At 32.4% G+C, this 17,959-nt stretch carries 18 protein-coding genes; 11 read left to right on the top strand and 7 right to left on the bottom strand.

Annotated features, from left to right (window positions below):
* Nucleotides 1–4: 4 nt before the first annotated feature.
* The 5 genes from fucP to aroC all read right to left on the bottom strand — a co-directional run bounded on the left by fucP (nt 5) and on the right by aroC (nt 4,626).
* The gene (fucP, locus tag ETU08_RS09770) at nt 5–1,291 is read right to left on the bottom strand and encodes an L-fucose:H+ symporter permease (protein ID WP_146262842.1); all 1,287 of its coding nucleotides are present in this window, start codon (nt 1,289–1,291) and stop codon (nt 5–7) included.
* 107 nt (nt 1,292–1,398) lie between these two features.
* Nucleotides 1,399–2,277, bottom strand: coding sequence for a 4-hydroxy-tetrahydrodipicolinate synthase (dapA, locus tag ETU08_RS09765; RefSeq protein ID WP_146262841.1), 879 nt, complete (start codon nt 2,275–2,277; stop codon nt 1,399–1,401).
* A 97-nt stretch (nt 2,278–2,374) separates the two neighbouring features.
* Nucleotides 2,375–2,899, bottom strand: coding sequence for a TlpA family protein disulfide reductase (locus ETU08_RS09760; protein WP_146262840.1), 525 nt, complete (start codon nt 2,897–2,899; stop codon nt 2,375–2,377).
* Between the two features lies 1 nt (nt 2,900).
* A complete protein-coding gene (locus ETU08_RS09755; protein WP_146262839.1) occupies nt 2,901–3,554 on the bottom strand; it encodes a thioredoxin family protein in 654 nt (217 codons plus the stop codon).
* A gap of 10 nt (nt 3,555–3,564) precedes the next feature.
* Nucleotides 3,565–4,626, bottom strand: a complete 1,062-nt coding sequence (gene aroC, locus ETU08_RS09750) for a chorismate synthase (protein WP_146262838.1) — start codon at nt 4,624–4,626, stop codon at nt 3,565–3,567.
* Between the two features lie 512 nt (nt 4,627–5,138).
* Between aroC and ETU08_RS09745 the strand changes: the two genes are divergently transcribed.
* The 11 genes from ETU08_RS09745 (at nt 5,139) to ETU08_RS09695 (ending at nt 13,986) form a co-directional block, all read left to right on the top strand.
* Complete coding sequence (locus tag ETU08_RS09745) at nt 5,139–6,806, top strand: type VI secretion system Vgr family protein (protein WP_185145315.1); 1,668 nt, start codon at nt 5,139–5,141, stop codon at nt 6,804–6,806.
* Nucleotides 6,807–6,808: 2 nt separating this feature from the next.
* Nucleotides 6,809–7,822: a hypothetical protein gene (locus tag ETU08_RS09740; RefSeq protein WP_146262836.1), complete on the top strand. Its 1,014-nt coding sequence runs from the start codon at nt 6,809–6,811 to the stop codon at nt 7,820–7,822.
* Between the two features lie 9 nt (nt 7,823–7,831).
* Entirely contained in the window at nt 7,832–9,013 is a 1,182-nt protein-coding gene (locus tag ETU08_RS09735; RefSeq protein WP_146262835.1) for a WD40/YVTN/BNR-like repeat-containing protein, read from the top strand.
* Between the two features lie 14 nt (nt 9,014–9,027).
* Entirely contained in the window at nt 9,028–10,209 is a 1,182-nt protein-coding gene (locus tag ETU08_RS09730; RefSeq protein WP_146262834.1) for a WD40/YVTN/BNR-like repeat-containing protein, read from the top strand.
* Between the two features lie 65 nt (nt 10,210–10,274).
* Nucleotides 10,275–10,559 (top strand): DUF3289 family protein, encoded by a 285-nt coding sequence (locus ETU08_RS09725; RefSeq protein ID WP_375764693.1) that lies wholly within the window; start codon nt 10,275–10,277, stop codon nt 10,557–10,559.
* Entirely contained in the window at nt 10,553–11,038 is a 486-nt protein-coding gene (locus tag ETU08_RS09720) for a hypothetical protein (RefSeq protein ID WP_146262832.1), read from the top strand. Before ETU08_RS09725 ends, ETU08_RS09720 begins: the two co-directional genes overlap by 7 nt.
* Before the next feature lie 91 nt (nt 11,039–11,129).
* Complete coding sequence (locus tag ETU08_RS09715) at nt 11,130–11,687, top strand: hypothetical protein (protein ID WP_146262831.1); 558 nt, start codon at nt 11,130–11,132, stop codon at nt 11,685–11,687.
* Nucleotides 11,688–11,696: 9 nt separating this feature from the next.
* Nucleotides 11,697–12,125 (top strand): hypothetical protein, encoded by a 429-nt coding sequence (locus ETU08_RS09710; RefSeq protein ID WP_146262830.1) that lies wholly within the window; start codon nt 11,697–11,699, stop codon nt 12,123–12,125.
* Nucleotides 12,126–12,293: 168 nt separating this feature from the next.
* Nucleotides 12,294–12,686: a hypothetical protein gene (locus tag ETU08_RS09705; RefSeq protein ID WP_146262829.1), complete on the top strand. Its 393-nt coding sequence runs from the start codon at nt 12,294–12,296 to the stop codon at nt 12,684–12,686.
* Between the two features lie 413 nt (nt 12,687–13,099).
* Nucleotides 13,100–13,513: a hypothetical protein gene (locus tag ETU08_RS09700; protein ID WP_146262828.1), complete on the top strand. Its 414-nt coding sequence runs from the start codon at nt 13,100–13,102 to the stop codon at nt 13,511–13,513.
* A gap of 62 nt (nt 13,514–13,575) precedes the next feature.
* Nucleotides 13,576–13,986, top strand: a complete 411-nt coding sequence (locus ETU08_RS09695) for a hypothetical protein (RefSeq protein WP_146262827.1) — start codon at nt 13,576–13,578, stop codon at nt 13,984–13,986.
* A gap of 135 nt (nt 13,987–14,121) precedes the next feature.
* Here the strand turns inward: ETU08_RS09695 and secA are convergent, their stop codons facing one another.
* Entirely contained in the window at nt 14,122–17,439 is a 3,318-nt protein-coding gene (gene secA / locus ETU08_RS09690) for a preprotein translocase subunit SecA (protein WP_146262826.1), read from the bottom strand.
* A gap of 109 nt (nt 17,440–17,548) precedes the next feature.
* Nucleotides 17,549–17,770, bottom strand: a complete 222-nt coding sequence (locus ETU08_RS09685) for a DUF2795 domain-containing protein (RefSeq protein WP_146262825.1) — start codon at nt 17,768–17,770, stop codon at nt 17,549–17,551.
* Nucleotides 17,771–17,959: the final 189 nt, after the last annotated feature.

The following is a 17,959-nucleotide window of genomic DNA, read 5'->3' as shown; positions in this document are numbered from 1 at the left end:
TCGTTTATAATTTTATACTATTTTTTACTTTATATCCGTAAAGACCATATAGGGCAATTAACACAAAGCAGACCAAAGGTACTATCATAGCCATTGAAATGCTTGTAATGTCTGATACAAAACCCATTACTGCTGTTAATATTGCACCTCCTACAATGGCCATTACCAAAATTGAAGAAGCAGTTTTGGTTTCATTCCCCAGTTGGTTTAAACCTAATGAAAATATTGTAGGATACATTATTGACATGAAAAAGCTGGATACGACTAAAGCCCAAACTCCTGTAAGGTTCGGAGAGCTAATTCCAATGAAAACCAGAACAATATTGATGATAGCATAAATAGCCAATAATTTATTGGGTTTTATGTATTTCATGAAAAAGGTTCCGGCAAATCTTCCAACCGTAAGAGCAATTAATGAAAACGTTAAGTAATGTGCCGCATCAAAATCGCTGATACCATTAATGGAAAACTTGGCATATCTTATCATAAAACTCCATATACAAACTTGTGCACCCATATAAAAGAATTGGGTGATAACAGCTAATTTAAAATGTTTGATTTTGCATAAATGAGACAAAGATGAAATTAATGAATCTTTCTTTCCAGATTTTTGTTCTTGTATCTTAGGAAATTTCACCAAAGCAAACAGGATGGAAAATAGTAAAGCCACTGTTGAAATTACTAGATAGGGAGTTTCAACCGCATGTATTTCAGATTTATAATAGGCTTCAATCGCAGAGGGAGACATTTGGCTTAAAGTAGCTTCGTCGTGCTCTACTCCTGAGAAGATGAAATATTGCCCCACTAAGATTCCCGTGATACACCCGATAGGGTTAAAGGCCTGTGCTAAATTTAGCCTAAAAGCAGCCGTTTGTGGTGAGCCTAATATGGTTACATAAGGATTTGCTGCTGTTTCTAAAAATGCCAACCCACTGGCTATAACAAATAAAGCAAATAAGAAGAAACCATAAGTAGCATTTTGTGCCGCAGGATAAAAAAGAAAAGCCCCTAATGAAAATAAAAGTAGCCCTATAATAATTCCGGTTTTATAATTGTATTTTCTTAGTACCATGGAAGCGGGCAAAGCAAAAAAGAAATAACCTAAATAAAAAGCTGATTGTACTAAACCGGATTGAAAATCGGTTAATTGAAAGGCTTTTTTAAATTGGCTGATAAGTATATCGTTTAAATTATTAGCCATCCCCCATAAAAAAAACAGGGAAATTATTAATACTAATGGGATTAGCATTAACTTTTGGCTGTTGGACGAATTAATAGAATCTTTGTTCATGATTTATGATTGGTTTTAGTTTATTGAGTGCAAAGATTAAACGATTAAACCACTAGGGTTAAATATTGCTATTGAGATGTATATTCATTTTTTCAATGAATTTATATCTAAAGTTTTTTTAATTCAGAACTTAATTTATCCATGAGTTGTTGGGTTGCTTTTACTAAGGGTAAACGTGTATTTGAGGTTTTAATAATTCCTTGCAAAGCTAAAAGAGCTTTGATTCCCGTTGGATTTCCTTCTGCGAAAATAAGCCTAATTAAGCTTTGTATTTGGTAGTGTATTTGATAGGCATCCTGAACCTTGTTTTCCAAACCTAAGCGTATCATTTGAGAAACTTTTTCGGGCAATGCTTGCCCAAGGACTGAAATTACTCCATCCCCTCCAGCTAAAGTTACGGGTAAGGCATATTCATCATCCCCGGAAGTTAATATAAAATCCTGAGGTTTATTTTTGAGTATATCTGTGGATTGTAAAAAGTTACCGCTTGCTTCTTTAATTCCTAATAGATTTTCAATTTCATTCGCCATTCGTAAGGTAGTTGTAGCTTCTATGTTTGAAGATGTTCTACCAGGTACATTATATATTATAATAGGTTTAGGGGAATTTTTAGCAAGGGCTTTATAATGTTGAAAGATTCCTTCTTGGGAAGGTTTATTGTAATAAGGTGAAACCGATAAAATAGCAGAAAATGCTTCTAAATCTGTGGTTTGAAGTTGGCGTATGATCTCAGCGGTATGATTTCCACCAATCCCTAAAATAAGTGGAAGTCTATGGTTATTTGTTTGTTTTATACATTCAATGATTTCCCTCTTTTCCTCTGCTTTTAGAGTAGCGCTTTCTGCGGTAGTGCCTAAAACAACTAGGTAATCTACTCCACCTTCTATATTGTAATTCACTAATTTTTCAAGGGATGAAAAATCCACCGTTTCATCTTCATTGAAAGGCGTTATTAAAGCTACACCTAAACCTTGCAATAATTTCATAAGAGTAACAATTTATCTTTTAAGCCATAAAAATACTATTTTTTTCAACAACACTATTTTTATAACCGTTTTTTTTACTATTTGATCTGGATACCGATTAAAATTTCAAATTTTTCCAATCTCGGGCTCCAATGACTTTTTCCTGAATTTCTCCATTCTCTTTTATTAAAAAAGTGGTTGGATATTCCGTAGGCAATAAGGAGGTTTCTATGGGACTCACTGCCTCATAAACTGGGAAAGTATATGAGTTTTCTTTTAAAAAATCTTCTACTTTTTTTCTGTCATCTTTCATGTATATAAGCACGAATTGATAGTCTTGCTTGCTAGTATTGTACAAGGTTTGAATGTCTGGCATTTCGCTTTTACATATAGGACACCAAGTTGCCCAAAAATTCAAGAAAATTTTTTTGCCTTTAAAATCTTTAAAATTAACATCCGGGGTATTTACACCTTTTAGTTCAATATTATATTGTTCTGGAGTTAATTGACTTATTTTCGCGTACTTACTTTCTGCGGTTGAGGATTGTATTTTTTGTAAATACCCCCTTAAAGGGGTAAATAATAAAGCGATAATCAATGCTATAAAAACTATATTTACTACGTAAATAGGTTTTATTTTCATACTATATCTTAGAGATTATTTGCGTTAATTCATTGGCAATTTCATGCCCTTTATCTTTGTTGTAAAATCCTTGAATGTCTTTAGCAAAATCATCATGAGTATAGGTTTCAGGATTTTCCTTGTATTTTTTTAAGAAGGGTGCACAAGATTGCGGACGAGGTCCCCAATGAGCCATTTCTTCAAAAGTTTCAGCATCTATAAATAAGATAATAGGAATGGCTTTGCCCCCATTGGTTAAATATTGCTGAATAAGTTTTTCGTCTGCATCTCTAAAGAAAAGTTTAAAATCTATATTGGGTGAACTTTCTGCCAACTTCTGAACCACCGGAACAATTTGGGAAGCATCTCCACACCAACCTTCAGAAATAGCCAGAATATTAACCTTTTTATTCAGTTTGTTTAGTATAGTAAGTACAGATTCTTCCAAAACTAAAGTTTTGTCGTTCCTGTGAATCCTACTAAGATTTAACCGTGTATATTCCGCCAGTTTCTGGATGTTTTTATCTTCCTCGTTATTTATACCTTCCTGAGCTTGTTTTTCAATAATTTCTTTATAAGAATCATAGCTTACTGCTTGTTCCCAATAATATTTTAGATCTATTGTTTGTGCCATAACTTTGATTGAATTGTAATTTTTTGGAATTGGTTTTGCCAATTCTTGGTGTTTATATTTTTCTAAGTTTATTTAATAAAGTAAAATCTGCCAGAACCATGGCTGTTAAGGCTTCCACAATAGGAACCGCCCTAGGAACTACACAAGGGTCGTGTCTTCCTCTGCCGTGTATCGTAGAAACTTCCCCCCTTTCATTAATGGTGGATTGTTCTTTCATAATTGTAGCTACAGGCTTAAAAGCTACCTTAAACACTACATCCATTCCATTGGAAATCCCGCCTTGGATGCCGCCGGAATGATTGGTTAAGGTTTTTCCTCCTTCTATAAATATATCGTTATGTTCGGATCCTCTGCATCGGGTACCTTCAAACCCACTTCCTATCTCAAAACCTTTGGCGGCATTTATCCCCATCATTGCCTGTGCCAAACGTGCAGATAACTTATCAAAAATAGGTTCGCCTAAACCTATAGGCATGTTCTGCACTACGCAAGTAACCGTACCACCAATGGTATCTCCTTCTTTTTTAATTCGGGAAACCAAATCAATCATTTTTTCTGCCGTGGGTGCCTCCGGACATCGTACAATATTGCTTTCTACTTGAGAAAGATCCAGTTCTGTATAGTGCTTATTCAATTGAATTTCACCGATGGATGAAACGTACGCCTGAATTTTAATTTCCGGAATCAGTTGTTTGCATAAGGCACCGCCCACCACCCAGTTGGCAGTTTCTCTGGCAGAGGTTCTCCCTCCTCCTCTATGGTCACGAATCCCGTATTTTTGCGTATAGGTAAAATCTGCATGGGAAGGTCGAAAAACCTGCACATTGTGTTCGTAATCTTTAGATTTTTGGTTGGTATTGGGGATTAGAAAACCAATGGATTGACCGGTAGTTTTTCCTTCCAGTAATCCGGAGAAAAATTCTACCTTATCGTCTTCCTTTCTTTGGGTTACAATTTTAGATTGCCCCGGTTTTCTTCTATCCAGTTCTTTTTGCACGGCCTCTAAATCTACCGGTAAACCTGCCGGAAAACCGTCTACTATTCCGCCAATGGCTGTGCCATGACTTTCTCCAAAAGTAGTAAGTTTTATAATTTTTCCAAATTCATTAAACATACGTACAAAGTTAATTATAAAAAAACAATTTATCAATAGTTATGTATCAAGGCTAATCGTACGTGTAACCACTTATCCATGCTGTCTTTAGTATAAAATAATACATTCATCACTAAAATTTTATAAAAAATACAGATAAAAATTTGCTCAACTTCTTGTATTTTATCTACCTTTGTAATAAATAAACATATATTTTATTCTAATTCGTTTAAATATTAATTTTTAAAACTAATACTATGGCAAAGAAACCCGTATTTGGAGACGGCAATCGAATGCTTACCGAGGAAGAGGCAGATTGACTTCGTCACATCAGTCACAAAATCCCTACCTATGGGGGTAGCAAATCCAACCTATTTGAAAACTCTTCTTTAGTTTCTGTTAAAATATTAATTAATGGCAAAGAAAGCTTTAATCAAACCCATGTAAAACTAGAAATTAAACAATCTGTTTTTAAAAACCATGAATTTAAGCTGTGGTGCGACCCAGATGAATTTGAAGAAAACAAGGCTTATTTGCTGGAAAATTCCAGAAAAATTTTAGGAAAACGCATCAGCTTTATTTTCTACCAATTTGGCAAAGCTCAACAAATATTTACCGGAATTGTAAGCAGGGTTTCCTCAGGGATGAACGAGGGGGTTAAAAAAATAGTTTTAACGGGTGCCTGCCCTTCTGTTTTAATGGAAAATGGGGCGCATTGTGAAAGTTTTGAAAACCGCACTTTGGAAGAAATTATGAATGGAATTGCCTCTCATTATCCGCAAAACTTAGTTCAGTTTCGGATAAATGCTAATTTTAAAGATAAAATCTCTTATGTATCGCAGTACAACGAGAGTGATTATTCTTTTATCAGACGTTTGGCGGCACAGTTTGGAGAATATTTTTATTATGATGGTGAGCAGTTTGTTTTTTCTGCTTGGGGAAGCAAAATTGTGGAGCTGATGGAAGGGGAAGATATTTACGATTATGATTTATCTATGCAAATGGGGGCGCAAGCTTTTGGGCTTACGGGGTACGACCCTCAGCAAGGAGAATCTTTGGTTGTAGAATCTTCTTCTAAAAGGGTGCAGTATAGCGAGAATCCTTTTCAGCAATATGCAAACAATGTTTCTGAGGATTTGTACGCCAGCCATATTCCTACGGCACATTACGGACATAGCAATTTAAGAGAGGGAAGAATGGCGCTTGATATGGATTTGGAGAGAGGCATAAGAAAAAAAAGAGAATTGGTTCGCTTGGAAGCTCGTGGAAATAATCCTTCGCTTCGGGTGGGCGATATTGCTAAGTTGAAAGTTTGGATGCCGGGGCACCAGATTTTTAAAAATGGTAAGGTACCTGCGGAGAGTTACAAGGTTTTAGAAATTGTACATAGTTTTGAAGATGGTTTGGGCTACGAACACCGTTTTGTGGGTGTGCCTAAAGATTCTGTAGTTCCTGCTTGTTATAATTCGCGGTCTTTCCCAAGAGCAGATGTACAGCATGCTGTGGTAACCCAAAACCAAGATCCGCAAAAAATGGGAAGGGTGCGGGTGCAGTTTACTTGGCAAAAAGCCAAAAACAGCCAGACCCCTTGGGTGCAGATCATTCAACCGCATGCAGGTTCGGGCAAAGGAACGTATTTTACCCCCGAAGTTGGGGAAACGGTTTTGGTGGCTTTCCAAGGAGGAAACCCGGATGCTCCGGTGGTGCTGGGCACGGCTTATAACGGAGGGGAGATTGCAAGGTATTATACGGAAGGAAATGATTTAAAAGTAATTGAGACAAGAAGTGGTACCAAGATTGTGTTTAATGATGCCGAAGGTAAAGGAAGTATTTTGGTAGAAGACCCGAGTGGAAATCGCTGGTTTATGGATGGAAAAGGATCTATTTCTGTGGATGCACCTAAGGATTTTTCGGTAACAGCAGGAGAAAATATAAACCTGAGTGCAGGAAAAAACATGAACTTTAGTGCAGGGCAAAACCAAACTACTTCGGTAGGAATGAATGCTACTACCCAAGTGGGTATGCAGTACTCTTTGTTTGCTGGGGATATTGATATGGACTCCGTAGGTAGTGTAAATATGAAATCTAAAGAATTGCAAGAACTTTCGGAGGAATACCAAAGTTCTACAGAAACAACTACGAATTTTCATGCTCAGGAAACTTTCCATAATAATAGTGGTGAAAAATCTAATTTATTCTAAAAATGGCAGGAGGTAAAATAACAATACGGGCAGGAAAAAAAATAACCAAAACTTCGGAAAAATATTCAATATATACGGATAGGCTTACCTTAAATTCCAACGGACCTATAAAACTTACTTCTGATCAAGAAATAGTTTATGGTGTTCCTAAACAATACGGACATAAGGCTAGTTGTAATTATACTCCAAAATCTGTATCTTTAGGAGGAAAAGATTATTATATCCGTAGGGTTATGGACTTTTTTGATAGACACAAAAGTTGTATGCATTTTCCTCCTGTTTATTATTATGGTGATTTTAGAATTTTTGGAACCTTAACCAGCAGTGAAGAAACAGAAGTAAGAAGAGCTCGAATCTCTGAAAGCAGATATCCTAATGTGAGTAGGGAAAAGGTTGAAAAAATAAGAGCTAATCGTGCACGAAAAGATGCTTTAAATCCTAAGTTTACTAAGTTAAAAAAGAATTCATTTATGATCTATTCTGGAACGCCAGAAAATAGTTATGGCTATAAATATTGCGATGCCTTTACCAAACTTAGACCCAACCTTACCGAAGGGGGAAAAAAATGGTTGGATAAAACTATGAATTTATTACAAGAGCTTATGGAAAGCGGAGTGGTTAATAAAAACTATATTGCGAAATATAATGAAGATTATAATAAAAATAATGGTTTTTATGATCAATATGGAATGCTTTTATCTGAAAATATTAAAAATTTTTATACCAATATAGAACTAAATGGAGGGCATTTTCAAGATTTTGCCTTTGCTACCCATCCGGATGCTTATAATCCTTTAGAAATGCAAGATTTACCAGCTCACGATCTTGTACGTATATGCCTTACCCCGGAATTGAAAGAATGGATGGGACCTAAAACCTGGGAACAAGCCTGGATTGTTGCTAAAAATATTAGCTATACAGAAATAGGTAAGAATACTTGGGAAAAGGTAAAAAAAGACACCAAAGAAGGTGCAGGAAAATTAAAAAAATATTGGGATGAAATTTTTAAATTATAGAATATAATTATGCATACTAAAAAAATAATTGCTTTTTTATTTATAGGAATCATTACCCTAAACTATAACTTTATTTCTTGTCAGAAAAAACAGTCGCAAATGGAATGGAAATACATAGATTTTGATCAAATACCCGAAGAAAAAAACTCAAACCATGAATATTATAGTCTTTTTAATCAGCTAACCAAATATAGATTTAATTATATCCTCAATTATAACAAGGATATTTTTTTCTTACTCGGTAATGATGATCAAAGGAAGTTGAATGATAGCACTAACTCGGTAATATATGCTACCTACGATTTTGGAGATACTTGGCATAAAACCACTTTAGGAAAGGGAACGGTTGAATTCGGTTGTTTCTCCGGTGAGAAAATGTTTGTTCTTGTGCAGGAAGTTGAATTCCCCCGATCTGAATGGAAAAGTGCCATTTATTCCTCCGAAGATTTAGGGAAAACATGGAAGGAAGAATTAAAAAGCGAACAAGGAAATCAAATTATGACCATGATGTTTTATTCCGATAAGGTTAGGTTGTTAGCTATTCTACATTATACACCTTACAATGATAGTTGGGTATATGAATATCAGTATACCGAAGATGGTGGAAAAAACTGGAAAAAAATAAATTTTAATAGTGATTTTAATCCTGAAGGGTATCAGAGAGGGTATTGCATTTTTAATTCCGATTCTACTATTCTTTATGTAGATAAGAACACTCAACTAATAGAATTTAACTTAAAAACCGAACAAAAAAAGACACTAAAAACCTGGAATATTCCTGAAGATATGAAATTTTCAAATATAATCAGAGATCCCAAAACCAACGAAATTATTTTGAAATATGCTTCAAAAAAAGTTACTGAAGATAAATCCGCTCTATATTATGTAGAAAGAGAGGAATATGTTGTACTTCCCGATAATTATTTTTTGGCTACTTATGGGGATCTTTATTACGGATTGGTGTTCGATCAGCCTTTATCTACCTATGTATGGAGTACTGACCGTGGAAAAACATGGAATAAGGAAAAACTAGATTATGTAATGATTTATTCTAATTGGCCTAAAAGTTATTACGGAGAGGGTTATATGTATATGCAAGCCAGCTTATTTAGAAGGGAAGATGAACATTTAGGCAGAGGAAACCGTTTTTGTATTGCCCATCCTATTCTTAATCAGAAAACAACTAAATAACTAAATTGGGTAGAATGTCCGGATTTAAAAAGCTGACTGTATTTTTAATCGGGGGAATTATTATTCTGAGCTATAACTTTATTTCTTGTCAGAAAAAACAGTCGCAAATGGAATGGAAATATATAGATTTTGATCAGATACCCGAAGAAAAAAACTCAAACGATGAATACTACAGCTATTTCGTTTATTTAAATAAATATGACTTTAAACATATTCTTAATTATAACAAGAATATTTTTTTCTTGCTTGGTAATGATAATAGAAGAACGTTTAATGATAGTACTAACTCAGTAATATATGCTACCTACGATTTTGGAGATACTTGGCATAAAACCAGTTTAGGAAAGGGAACAGTTGAATTCGGTTGTTTCTCCGGTGAGAAAATGTTTGTTCTTGTGCAGGAAGTTGAATTCACCCGATCTGAATGGAAAAGTGCCATTTATTCCTCCGAAGATTTAGGGAAAACATGGAAGGAAGAGTTAAAAAGCGAACAAGGAAAGCAGATTACGGATATGGTGTTTTATTCCGACAAAGTCAGGTTGTTAGCTATTCTGCATTATACACCTTACAATGATAGTTGGGTATATGAATATCAGTATACCGAAGATGGTGGAAAAAACTGGAAAAAAATAAATTTTAATGGACAATTTAATTCTGTAGGCAATCGAGACTATTGTATTTTTAATTCCGATTCTACTGTTCTTTATGTAGATAAGAACACTCAACTAATAGAATTTAACTTAAAAACTGAACAAAAAAAAACACTAAAAACCTGGAATATTCCTGAAGATATGAAATTAATGGATATAATCAGAGATCCCAAAACCAAGGAAATTATAGTGGAATATTCTTCAAAAAAAGTTACTGAAGATAAATCCGCTCTATATTATGTAGAAAGAGCGGAATATGTTGCCCTTCCCGATAATTATTTTTTGGCTACTTATGGGGATCTTTATTACGGATTGGTGTTCGATCAGCCTTTTTCTACCTATGTATGGAGTACCGACCGTGGAAAAACATGGAATAAGGAAAAACTGGATTATGTAATGATTTATTCTAATTGGCCTAAAAGTTATTACGGAGAGGGTTATATGTATATGCAAGCCAGCTTATTTAGAAGGGAAGATGAACATTTAGGCAGAGGAAACCGTTTTTGTATTGCCCATCCTTTTTTTAATCAAAGAACAAATAAATAACTAAATTGGGTAGAATGTCCGGACTTAAAAAATTAAATGCATAAGAATACCAACTAAAATACCGAATTATTTTGTGGGAACATTTTGGGCTGGATTTGCCGGATATGGAAAAACTGTTTAATATACTTCCCCAAGCCTCTGAAATTTTTGCCCATTGGTTTATTTTGCAACATTTGTACGGCTACCGCCCCTTCGTGACCCAAGCTGTAATAGAAAGAGAATTTAGCGGGAATATTTACTACACCCGTCAGGAAAATATAAAGGCACAACAGGCAGAACAAGCAGCAAAACAAAATGAAGCCCAAGATGCCCAACAAAAAGTTAACCTAAACAACCTTCCCAAATGGTAAAATTAAAAACCCTTAGTCTGATTTTTTATTCCCTGTTTATTCTTATTTCCTGTTCCGGTACCCAAAATAAAATAGAATTTGTACCTGTAAACCGAAAAGATAAAAAAAGCATTTCCAGCTTTGATGGTGATTTGCATAGGGATATCTACGTCTACAGAGAAAGAATATTAATAAAAAACCCTCCTACCGATTTGGAAGAACTAAAAAAAGTAATGATCGATTACCGGAATAAAAAAGGAGTTCCATTGGATAAATTGGATACGGATGAATACAGCATGAATTTTTACCGTTATACAGATGATACCTCTTATTTTCTGAATCATATAAGCTATGACACTTGGGATGGACAAACCAAATACCTGGGAAGCCAAAGGCAAGATTTTTTGGGTTTTGTCTTTAGTGAGCGTTGTCCTTCGGATAGCACCCACTGGAGGACTGATCTTCTTTGGTACATTCCCAATAAAGAAAAACTAGAATAAGATGGGTTTTATAATTCAGAACAGGAAAATATAATTCCCTGTCCTAAGCCCAAAGACCCTTATCAGTAATTATAAGTACAATCTTACTAAAATGGCAAAATTTAAAACCCTTAGTCTGATTTTTTATTCCCTGTTTATTCTTATTTCCTGTTCCGGTACTAAAAATAAAATAGAATTTGTACCTGTAAACCGAAAAGATAAAAAAAGCATTTCCAGCTTTGATGGAGATTTAAAAAGATACATCTATATCTATACTGAAGATTTTTTAATAAAAAATCCACCTACCGATTTGGAAGAGCTAAAAAAAATAATGATCGATTACCGGAATAAAAAAGGAGTTCCGCTGGATAAGCTGGATACTGATTTATATTCTATGGGATTCTATCGTTATACGGATGATACCTCTTATTTTCTTACTCATGAGAGTTACGATACCTGGGAGGGACAAACCAAATACTTAGGGAGTCAGGAACAAGATTTTTTAGGTTTTATATTTAGTAAACGTTGTCCGGCAGATACTACCCAGTGGCAAACTAATATTTTATGGACAATTCCTGACCAAGAGAAGCTAAAAAAAGATGGTTTTTATGAACTAAAACAGGAAAATATAATTCCTTGTCCTAAACCTAAAGATCCTTGCCTTATATAGCTATCCTCAATGAAAAAGTTTAAATGCTATAGTCTAATTTTTTATTCCCTATTTATTCTGGTTTCTTGTTCTTATACAAAAGATAAAAAAATTTATATTTTTGGTACCTATGAATTTAAAGAAAAAGAAAAAGAATTAAAATTATCTTTAGAAGAAGCTACGCAAATATATGCTAATTATATCTTTAAACAAGATACTCAAAAAACAAGAATAAAATGTATACTAGATGTTATTTATAATGATAATTATATATTTACAGATTCTCCATTAAATTTTAATTCAAAAACAGGGTATAATATATCTGGAATATGGGTTAATGGACATACCGGAGAGATAAAAGAAAAGCATAGCTCTAAATATGTTAAAATTCCTAATGAATTAAAAAATATCAATGCTATAATTCCTTTTCAAAAAGAAATTATTAAGAAAAGTAGATAAGAAGAAGAAATTTGATTTATACTTTACCTCAAAAGCCATGAGGTTTACTTACTAAATTAAAGCATTTTGTAACTAGTACATCCAGATAACATAAGGTTAAAGGACTAAAATATCTATAATAAAAGAAGAAACCTTAGATTGGAACCCTTCATGCTAAAAAATATCCATATGAAAAAAATTTTATTTATGTCTATTTTAACTTTACTTCTAAGCATAATGGGCTGTAATCGAGAAAAACAATATTTAAAGAATCATAAAGTTATTTATTATGGTACTTCGGAATTTAATATATTCGAAAACAATGTTCAAATAAATAAAAAAGAAGCTTACAAATTAGGATTAGCCTATGCAAAAAAAAACGATTTAGTTATGGGAAATAATCTATTTTTTGTCATAGATAATTATTATGCTTTTACTAACCATTATATCCCTAAAATGCCAGCTGCTTCTACTAAAGGGATCTGGATCAATGCTAATACAGGGGAAGTAAAATACATAAAAGAAGGAATAATGCTTAGACCTAAATTTTTTCCGGAGAAAAAAATTAAAGATGAAAATTAATTCTATTTTCTAAAACTTAGATTTATTTATGAAAGAATAAGAATGAAGACCAATCAATTTATTAAAAAATAATTTATTAAAACGACCCTATTTTTCTAGAAAAGAGTCAAAATTTACAATAAAAAAACAGAATGCAATAGATATATATATATAATAAAAATTTTTCAAAATAATTTTTATATTATAAAAGATGAAAATTTTGAAAATTGTTATACGATGGTTATTTATACTAAAAAAAAGAATTATTATATAGGCTATAATAGTAATCTATATAAACGAAATTTAAAAACAGCTCCTTTATATTTTTTAGCTGAAATTAATTCAGAAACAGGAGAAATTATGACTGATAAAAACTGAATTAATTAATATAGACAATATAAAAATAAAGGATTTATTATTGAAAACAATAATCTATGAAACAAATTTTATTTATGTCTATTTTATCTTTACTTCTAAGCATAATGGGCTGTAACCGGGAAAATCAATATTTAAAAGATCATAAAGTTATATTATGCTATGAACTAAATAAAAAAAAACTTACAAAGGAAGCTAAAGATTTTTCTAATAATAGTATTCTAGGAATAGAGGAAGCTGGTAATATCTACAAAGAATTTTTAGTAAATAAAAAAGAACTAGATTCATCTAAAAGTAATTTAAATTTGTCTATACATCCAAAAATCATTATAGATAGTAACTATGTATTTTCATTTTACAATATGAAACAAATGAAAATAGCTGTTTTTGGAATATGGATCAATGCTAACACTGGGAAAATAACTTATAATAAGGATGAGTTATGGCTAAATGAAAGGGAAATTGGGGTATAATTCAATTAATAATTAGGTTTCTTTATTTAATTTTTTTAAATTGATACATATTTAATTAAAAAATGAGGATTAATATTTATGCATATTTATTATTTATTTTATTAATTATTTCTTGTGATAATAAAAATATAAAAAAAGAAGAATTTTATGTTTATGGTACTTCTGAATTTGTAGAAAAAGAAAAAGGAATGAAAATATCTTTAGAAGAAGCTACGCAAATATATGCAGAATATATATATCATTTACAGAAGAATAAAAAGGATACTATTAACTGTAATTTAGATATAATCTACAAAGATTATTATATATTTTCTCCATTTTTATATAATGCAAAAACAGGAAATTATAATTTATCTGGAATATGGGTAAATGGCAATACAGGACAAATAAAAAAAATAAAAACAGAAAAGAATTTACATATTATACTTAAAATACCTAAAAATTATTATAAAAAAGAGATTTATTTAAAATAAAGTACAGATTAAATTTTAAAATAAAATTTGATAAATAAGTTTCAAATCTTTTTATAAATTTATTTTTACAATTATGACTTTATTTCAAAAAAAAAACTAATCCTTGTTTAGGATTAGTTTTTTTGAATATCATGTTTAGTCTTCAACCATCCAACCTTCATCTATATATGGTTGTGCCTGTTTAAATTTTAGGTTTTTGACTTCTCCCGTTCTTAAATTACGAATAGTTACCAATTCATTTCTTCCAATTTTATTCACTCGTAAAGGTTCCTGTATCTCTTTATCTTTAACTTCACCTTCTTGGCTTTCTTCAAAGTTTCTACTTTCTACCATTTTCTGTTTCACTTCTTTAGCTTCATGTATGGTAGTATTATTAGCTTCAATAGGTAAACCGCCTTTAAATAGGAAAGAAATTATTTCTTTATTGGTTTTGTCTAACATATCTCTAAATAATTTGAAAGACTCTTGCTTATAGATTACCAATGGATCTTTTTGTTCCCATACGGCTGACTGGGCTGATTTTCTTAGTTCATCCATTTCTCTTAAATGGTCTTTCCAGTTTTCATCAATGATCGCCAAAGTAATGCTCTTTTCAAAATCTTTCAATAAAGCTTTACCTCCTGAGTTGTAAGCTTCTTCTAAATTCGTGGTAACATTTATTACTTTACTACCATCTGTAAATGGCACAGAAATGTTTTTGTACGATCGGTTAGGAGATAAAAATACGTTGGAAACGGTTGGGTATAGTTGCTCAGCTGTATTCTCTAGTTTTTCTTTGTATAAAGCCTCGGCTTGTTCAAATACTTTTTGTGTTATATCAGCTTCATTTAAACTATTAAATTCTGAACTATCCATTGGGGTATCCATTGCGAAAGTAGTAGCCAACTCAAATTCAAAATTCTTGAAGTCTCGATTGGATTTGTTCTCTTTAACAATAAGCGCAGCTGTATCAAATATCATATTAGCAATATCAATACTTAACTTCTCTCCAAAAAGAGCATTTTTACGTCTGCTATAAATAACTTCTCTTTGTTTATTCATAACATCGTCGTATTCCAAAAGTCTTTTTCTTATGCCGAAATTGTTTTCTTCCACTTTTTTTTGCGCTCTCTCAATGGAATTACTAATCATAGAATGCTGGATAACATCTCCTTCTTTATGCCCTAAACGATCCATCATTTTAGCAATTCTATCTGAACCAAACAAGCGCATTAAATTATCTTCCAACGAAACATAAAACTGTGAGGATCCTGGATCTCCTTGTCTACCCGCTCTACCTCTCAACTGACGGTCCACCCTTCTAGAATCATGCCTTTCTGTACCAATTATCGCTAAACCTCCTGCATCTTTCACTTCATCAATCAATTTAATATCTGTTCCTCTACCAGCCATATTGGTGGCAATAGTCACTACTCCCGGTTTTCCAGCTTCTGCAACTACTTCCGCTTCTTTTTTATGTAATTTAGCATTTAAAACATTGTGAGGTATTTTTCTCATTTTTAATGCTTTGCTTAATAATTCAGAAACTTCCACGGACGTTGTTCCTACCAATACAGGTCTCTTTTCTTCTTGAGATAAACGAATCACTTCGTTTAATACTGCATTAAATTTTTCTCTATTGGTTTTATATACTAAGTCTTGATGATCTTTTCTTACCACTGGCTTGTTGGTAGGTATAGCAACCACGTCTAATTTATAGATTTCCCAAAATTCACCCGCCTCTGTTTCTGCCGTTCCTGTCATTCCTGCAAGCTTATTATACATTCTAAAATAATTTTGTAGGGTTATGGTTGCAAAAGTTTGGGTAGCAGCTTCAATTTTAACATTTTCTTTTGCTTCTAGGGCTTGGTGTAAACCATCTGAGTAACGACGTCCTTCCATGATCCGTCCGGTTTGCTCATCAACGATTTTTACTTGACCATCCATAACTACATACTCTATATCTTTTTCGAATAATGTATAGGCTTTAAGTAGTTGATTTAGTGAATGAATTCTTTCAGATTTAATTGCAAATTCTCTTAAAAACTCTTCTTTTTCTTTATGCTCTTCTTCTTTAGGTAAATTTTTGCTTTCTATATCTGCAATAGCAGAACCTAAATCTTCAAGCATAAAGAAATGTGGATCTTCATTGCCTTTGGATAAAAATTCAATTCCTTTATCGGTTAATTCTACTTGATTATTTTTTTCGTCAATAGCAAAATATAAATCTTTATCTGCTTCTGGCATCATTCTATTATTGTCTGAAATAAAATAAGCTTCAGCCTTTAATAGAATAGCTTTGTTTCCTTCTTCAGATAAAAATTTGATTAAAGGTTTAAATTTAGGTAATCCTCTAAAAACTTGATAAAGTTTTTGTCCTCCCAGCTTTTTATCTCCATTGGCTAATAATTGTTTAGCTTCTTGAAATATTTTAGTTAATTCGTTTTTCTGAACTGTAAAAATACTTTCAACTACTGGTTTTAATATTTGATACTCTTGCTTATCTCCTTGTGGAACCGGACCTGCAATAATTAAAGGTGTACGGGCATCGTCTATCAATACAGAATCCACCTCATCAACTATGGCATAATTTAATTCTCTTTGTACTAGATCTGAAGGAGAATTTGCCATATTGTCACGCAAGTAATCAAATCCAAATTCATTATTGGTTCCGTATACGATATCAGACAAATAGGCTTGTCTTCTTGATTCTGAGTTGGGTTGATGATTATCTATACAATCTACTTTTAAACCATGAAATTCAAATATAGGAGCCATCCAAGCAGAGTCCCTTTTGGCTAAATAGTCATTAACTGTCACTACATGAACTCCTCTACCTGTCAGTGCATTTAAATACATGGGTAAGGTTCCTACCAAAGTTTTCCCTTCTCCGGTTGCCATTTCTGCAATTTTACCCTTGTGTAGAACAGTTCCACCTATATACTGCACATCATAATGAATCATATCCCATTGAACATCCTTTCCTGCTGCATTCCAATTATTTTTCCAGATGGATTTCTCTCCATTAATGGTTACATATTCCTTAGCATTTGCTAGTTCTTTATCAAAGTCTGTAACTGAAGCTTCAATAGTAGAATTTTCTGTAAATCTTTTAGCCGTTTCTTTTATCACTGCATAGGCTTGCGGTAAGATTTCCTCTAGTACTTTTTCTTCTATTTCGTACGATTCTTTTTCTAATTTTTCTATTTCTGCGTAATACTTTTCTTTTTCTTCAACATCTTCAGTCGTTTGAGTTTTTTGCTTTAAATCATTAATTTTAGTTCTGATTTCTTGGGTTGCTTCATTTATTTTCTCCTTAAACTCAATGGTTTTATATCTAAGTTGATCAATCGATAAGGTTGCTATTTGCTCTTCTTCATTTTTTATTTTCTCTAAATATTTATTTAAGAGTTCAAGATCTTTTTTATGTTTATCTCCAACAAATAGTTTAAGGATAGAATTTAATATATTCATGCTGTATGAGGTGTATTGTTAATTTTTAAACAAGCAAATTTAGTAAATTTGGCTCTGTTACAAATAATTTAAGTGAATAAATAAAGCCCTATATAAGGGCTTTATTTATTTAATATTCGTCTTCGTTCCAGAGAAAGTCATCATCTGTTGGATAATCGGTCCATATTTCTTCAATACTATCGTATATTTCTCCTTCGTCTTCTATGGCTTGAAGATTTTCTACTACTTCCAAAGGTGCTCCTGTTCTAATAGCATAATCGATTAATTCATCTTTTGTTGCGGGCCAAGGTGCATCACTTAAATAGGATGCTAATTCTAAAGTCCAGTACATAAATTCAAAATTTATTTATTAAGAATATTTTTTTATAGGTCGAAGTCCTCAAACTTCAAGCCAAAGCTTATTATTATTTTTTTTAAGATAAAATTTAATTCTAACTAACTACTACACTTCTTTTTATAAGAAATCAAAAAATAATATAGAATTATATGTGGTTAAGACAACTTGACATATTTTATCAGT

Origin of the sequence: Apibacter muscae (assembly GCF_007845635.1) — a bacterium.
GTDB classification, from domain to species: domain Bacteria; phylum Bacteroidota; class Bacteroidia; order Flavobacteriales; family Weeksellaceae; genus Apibacter; species Apibacter muscae.
The sequence above is the reverse complement of the archived record's forward strand: the minus strand, read 5'-3'. Positions and strand labels throughout refer to the sequence as shown.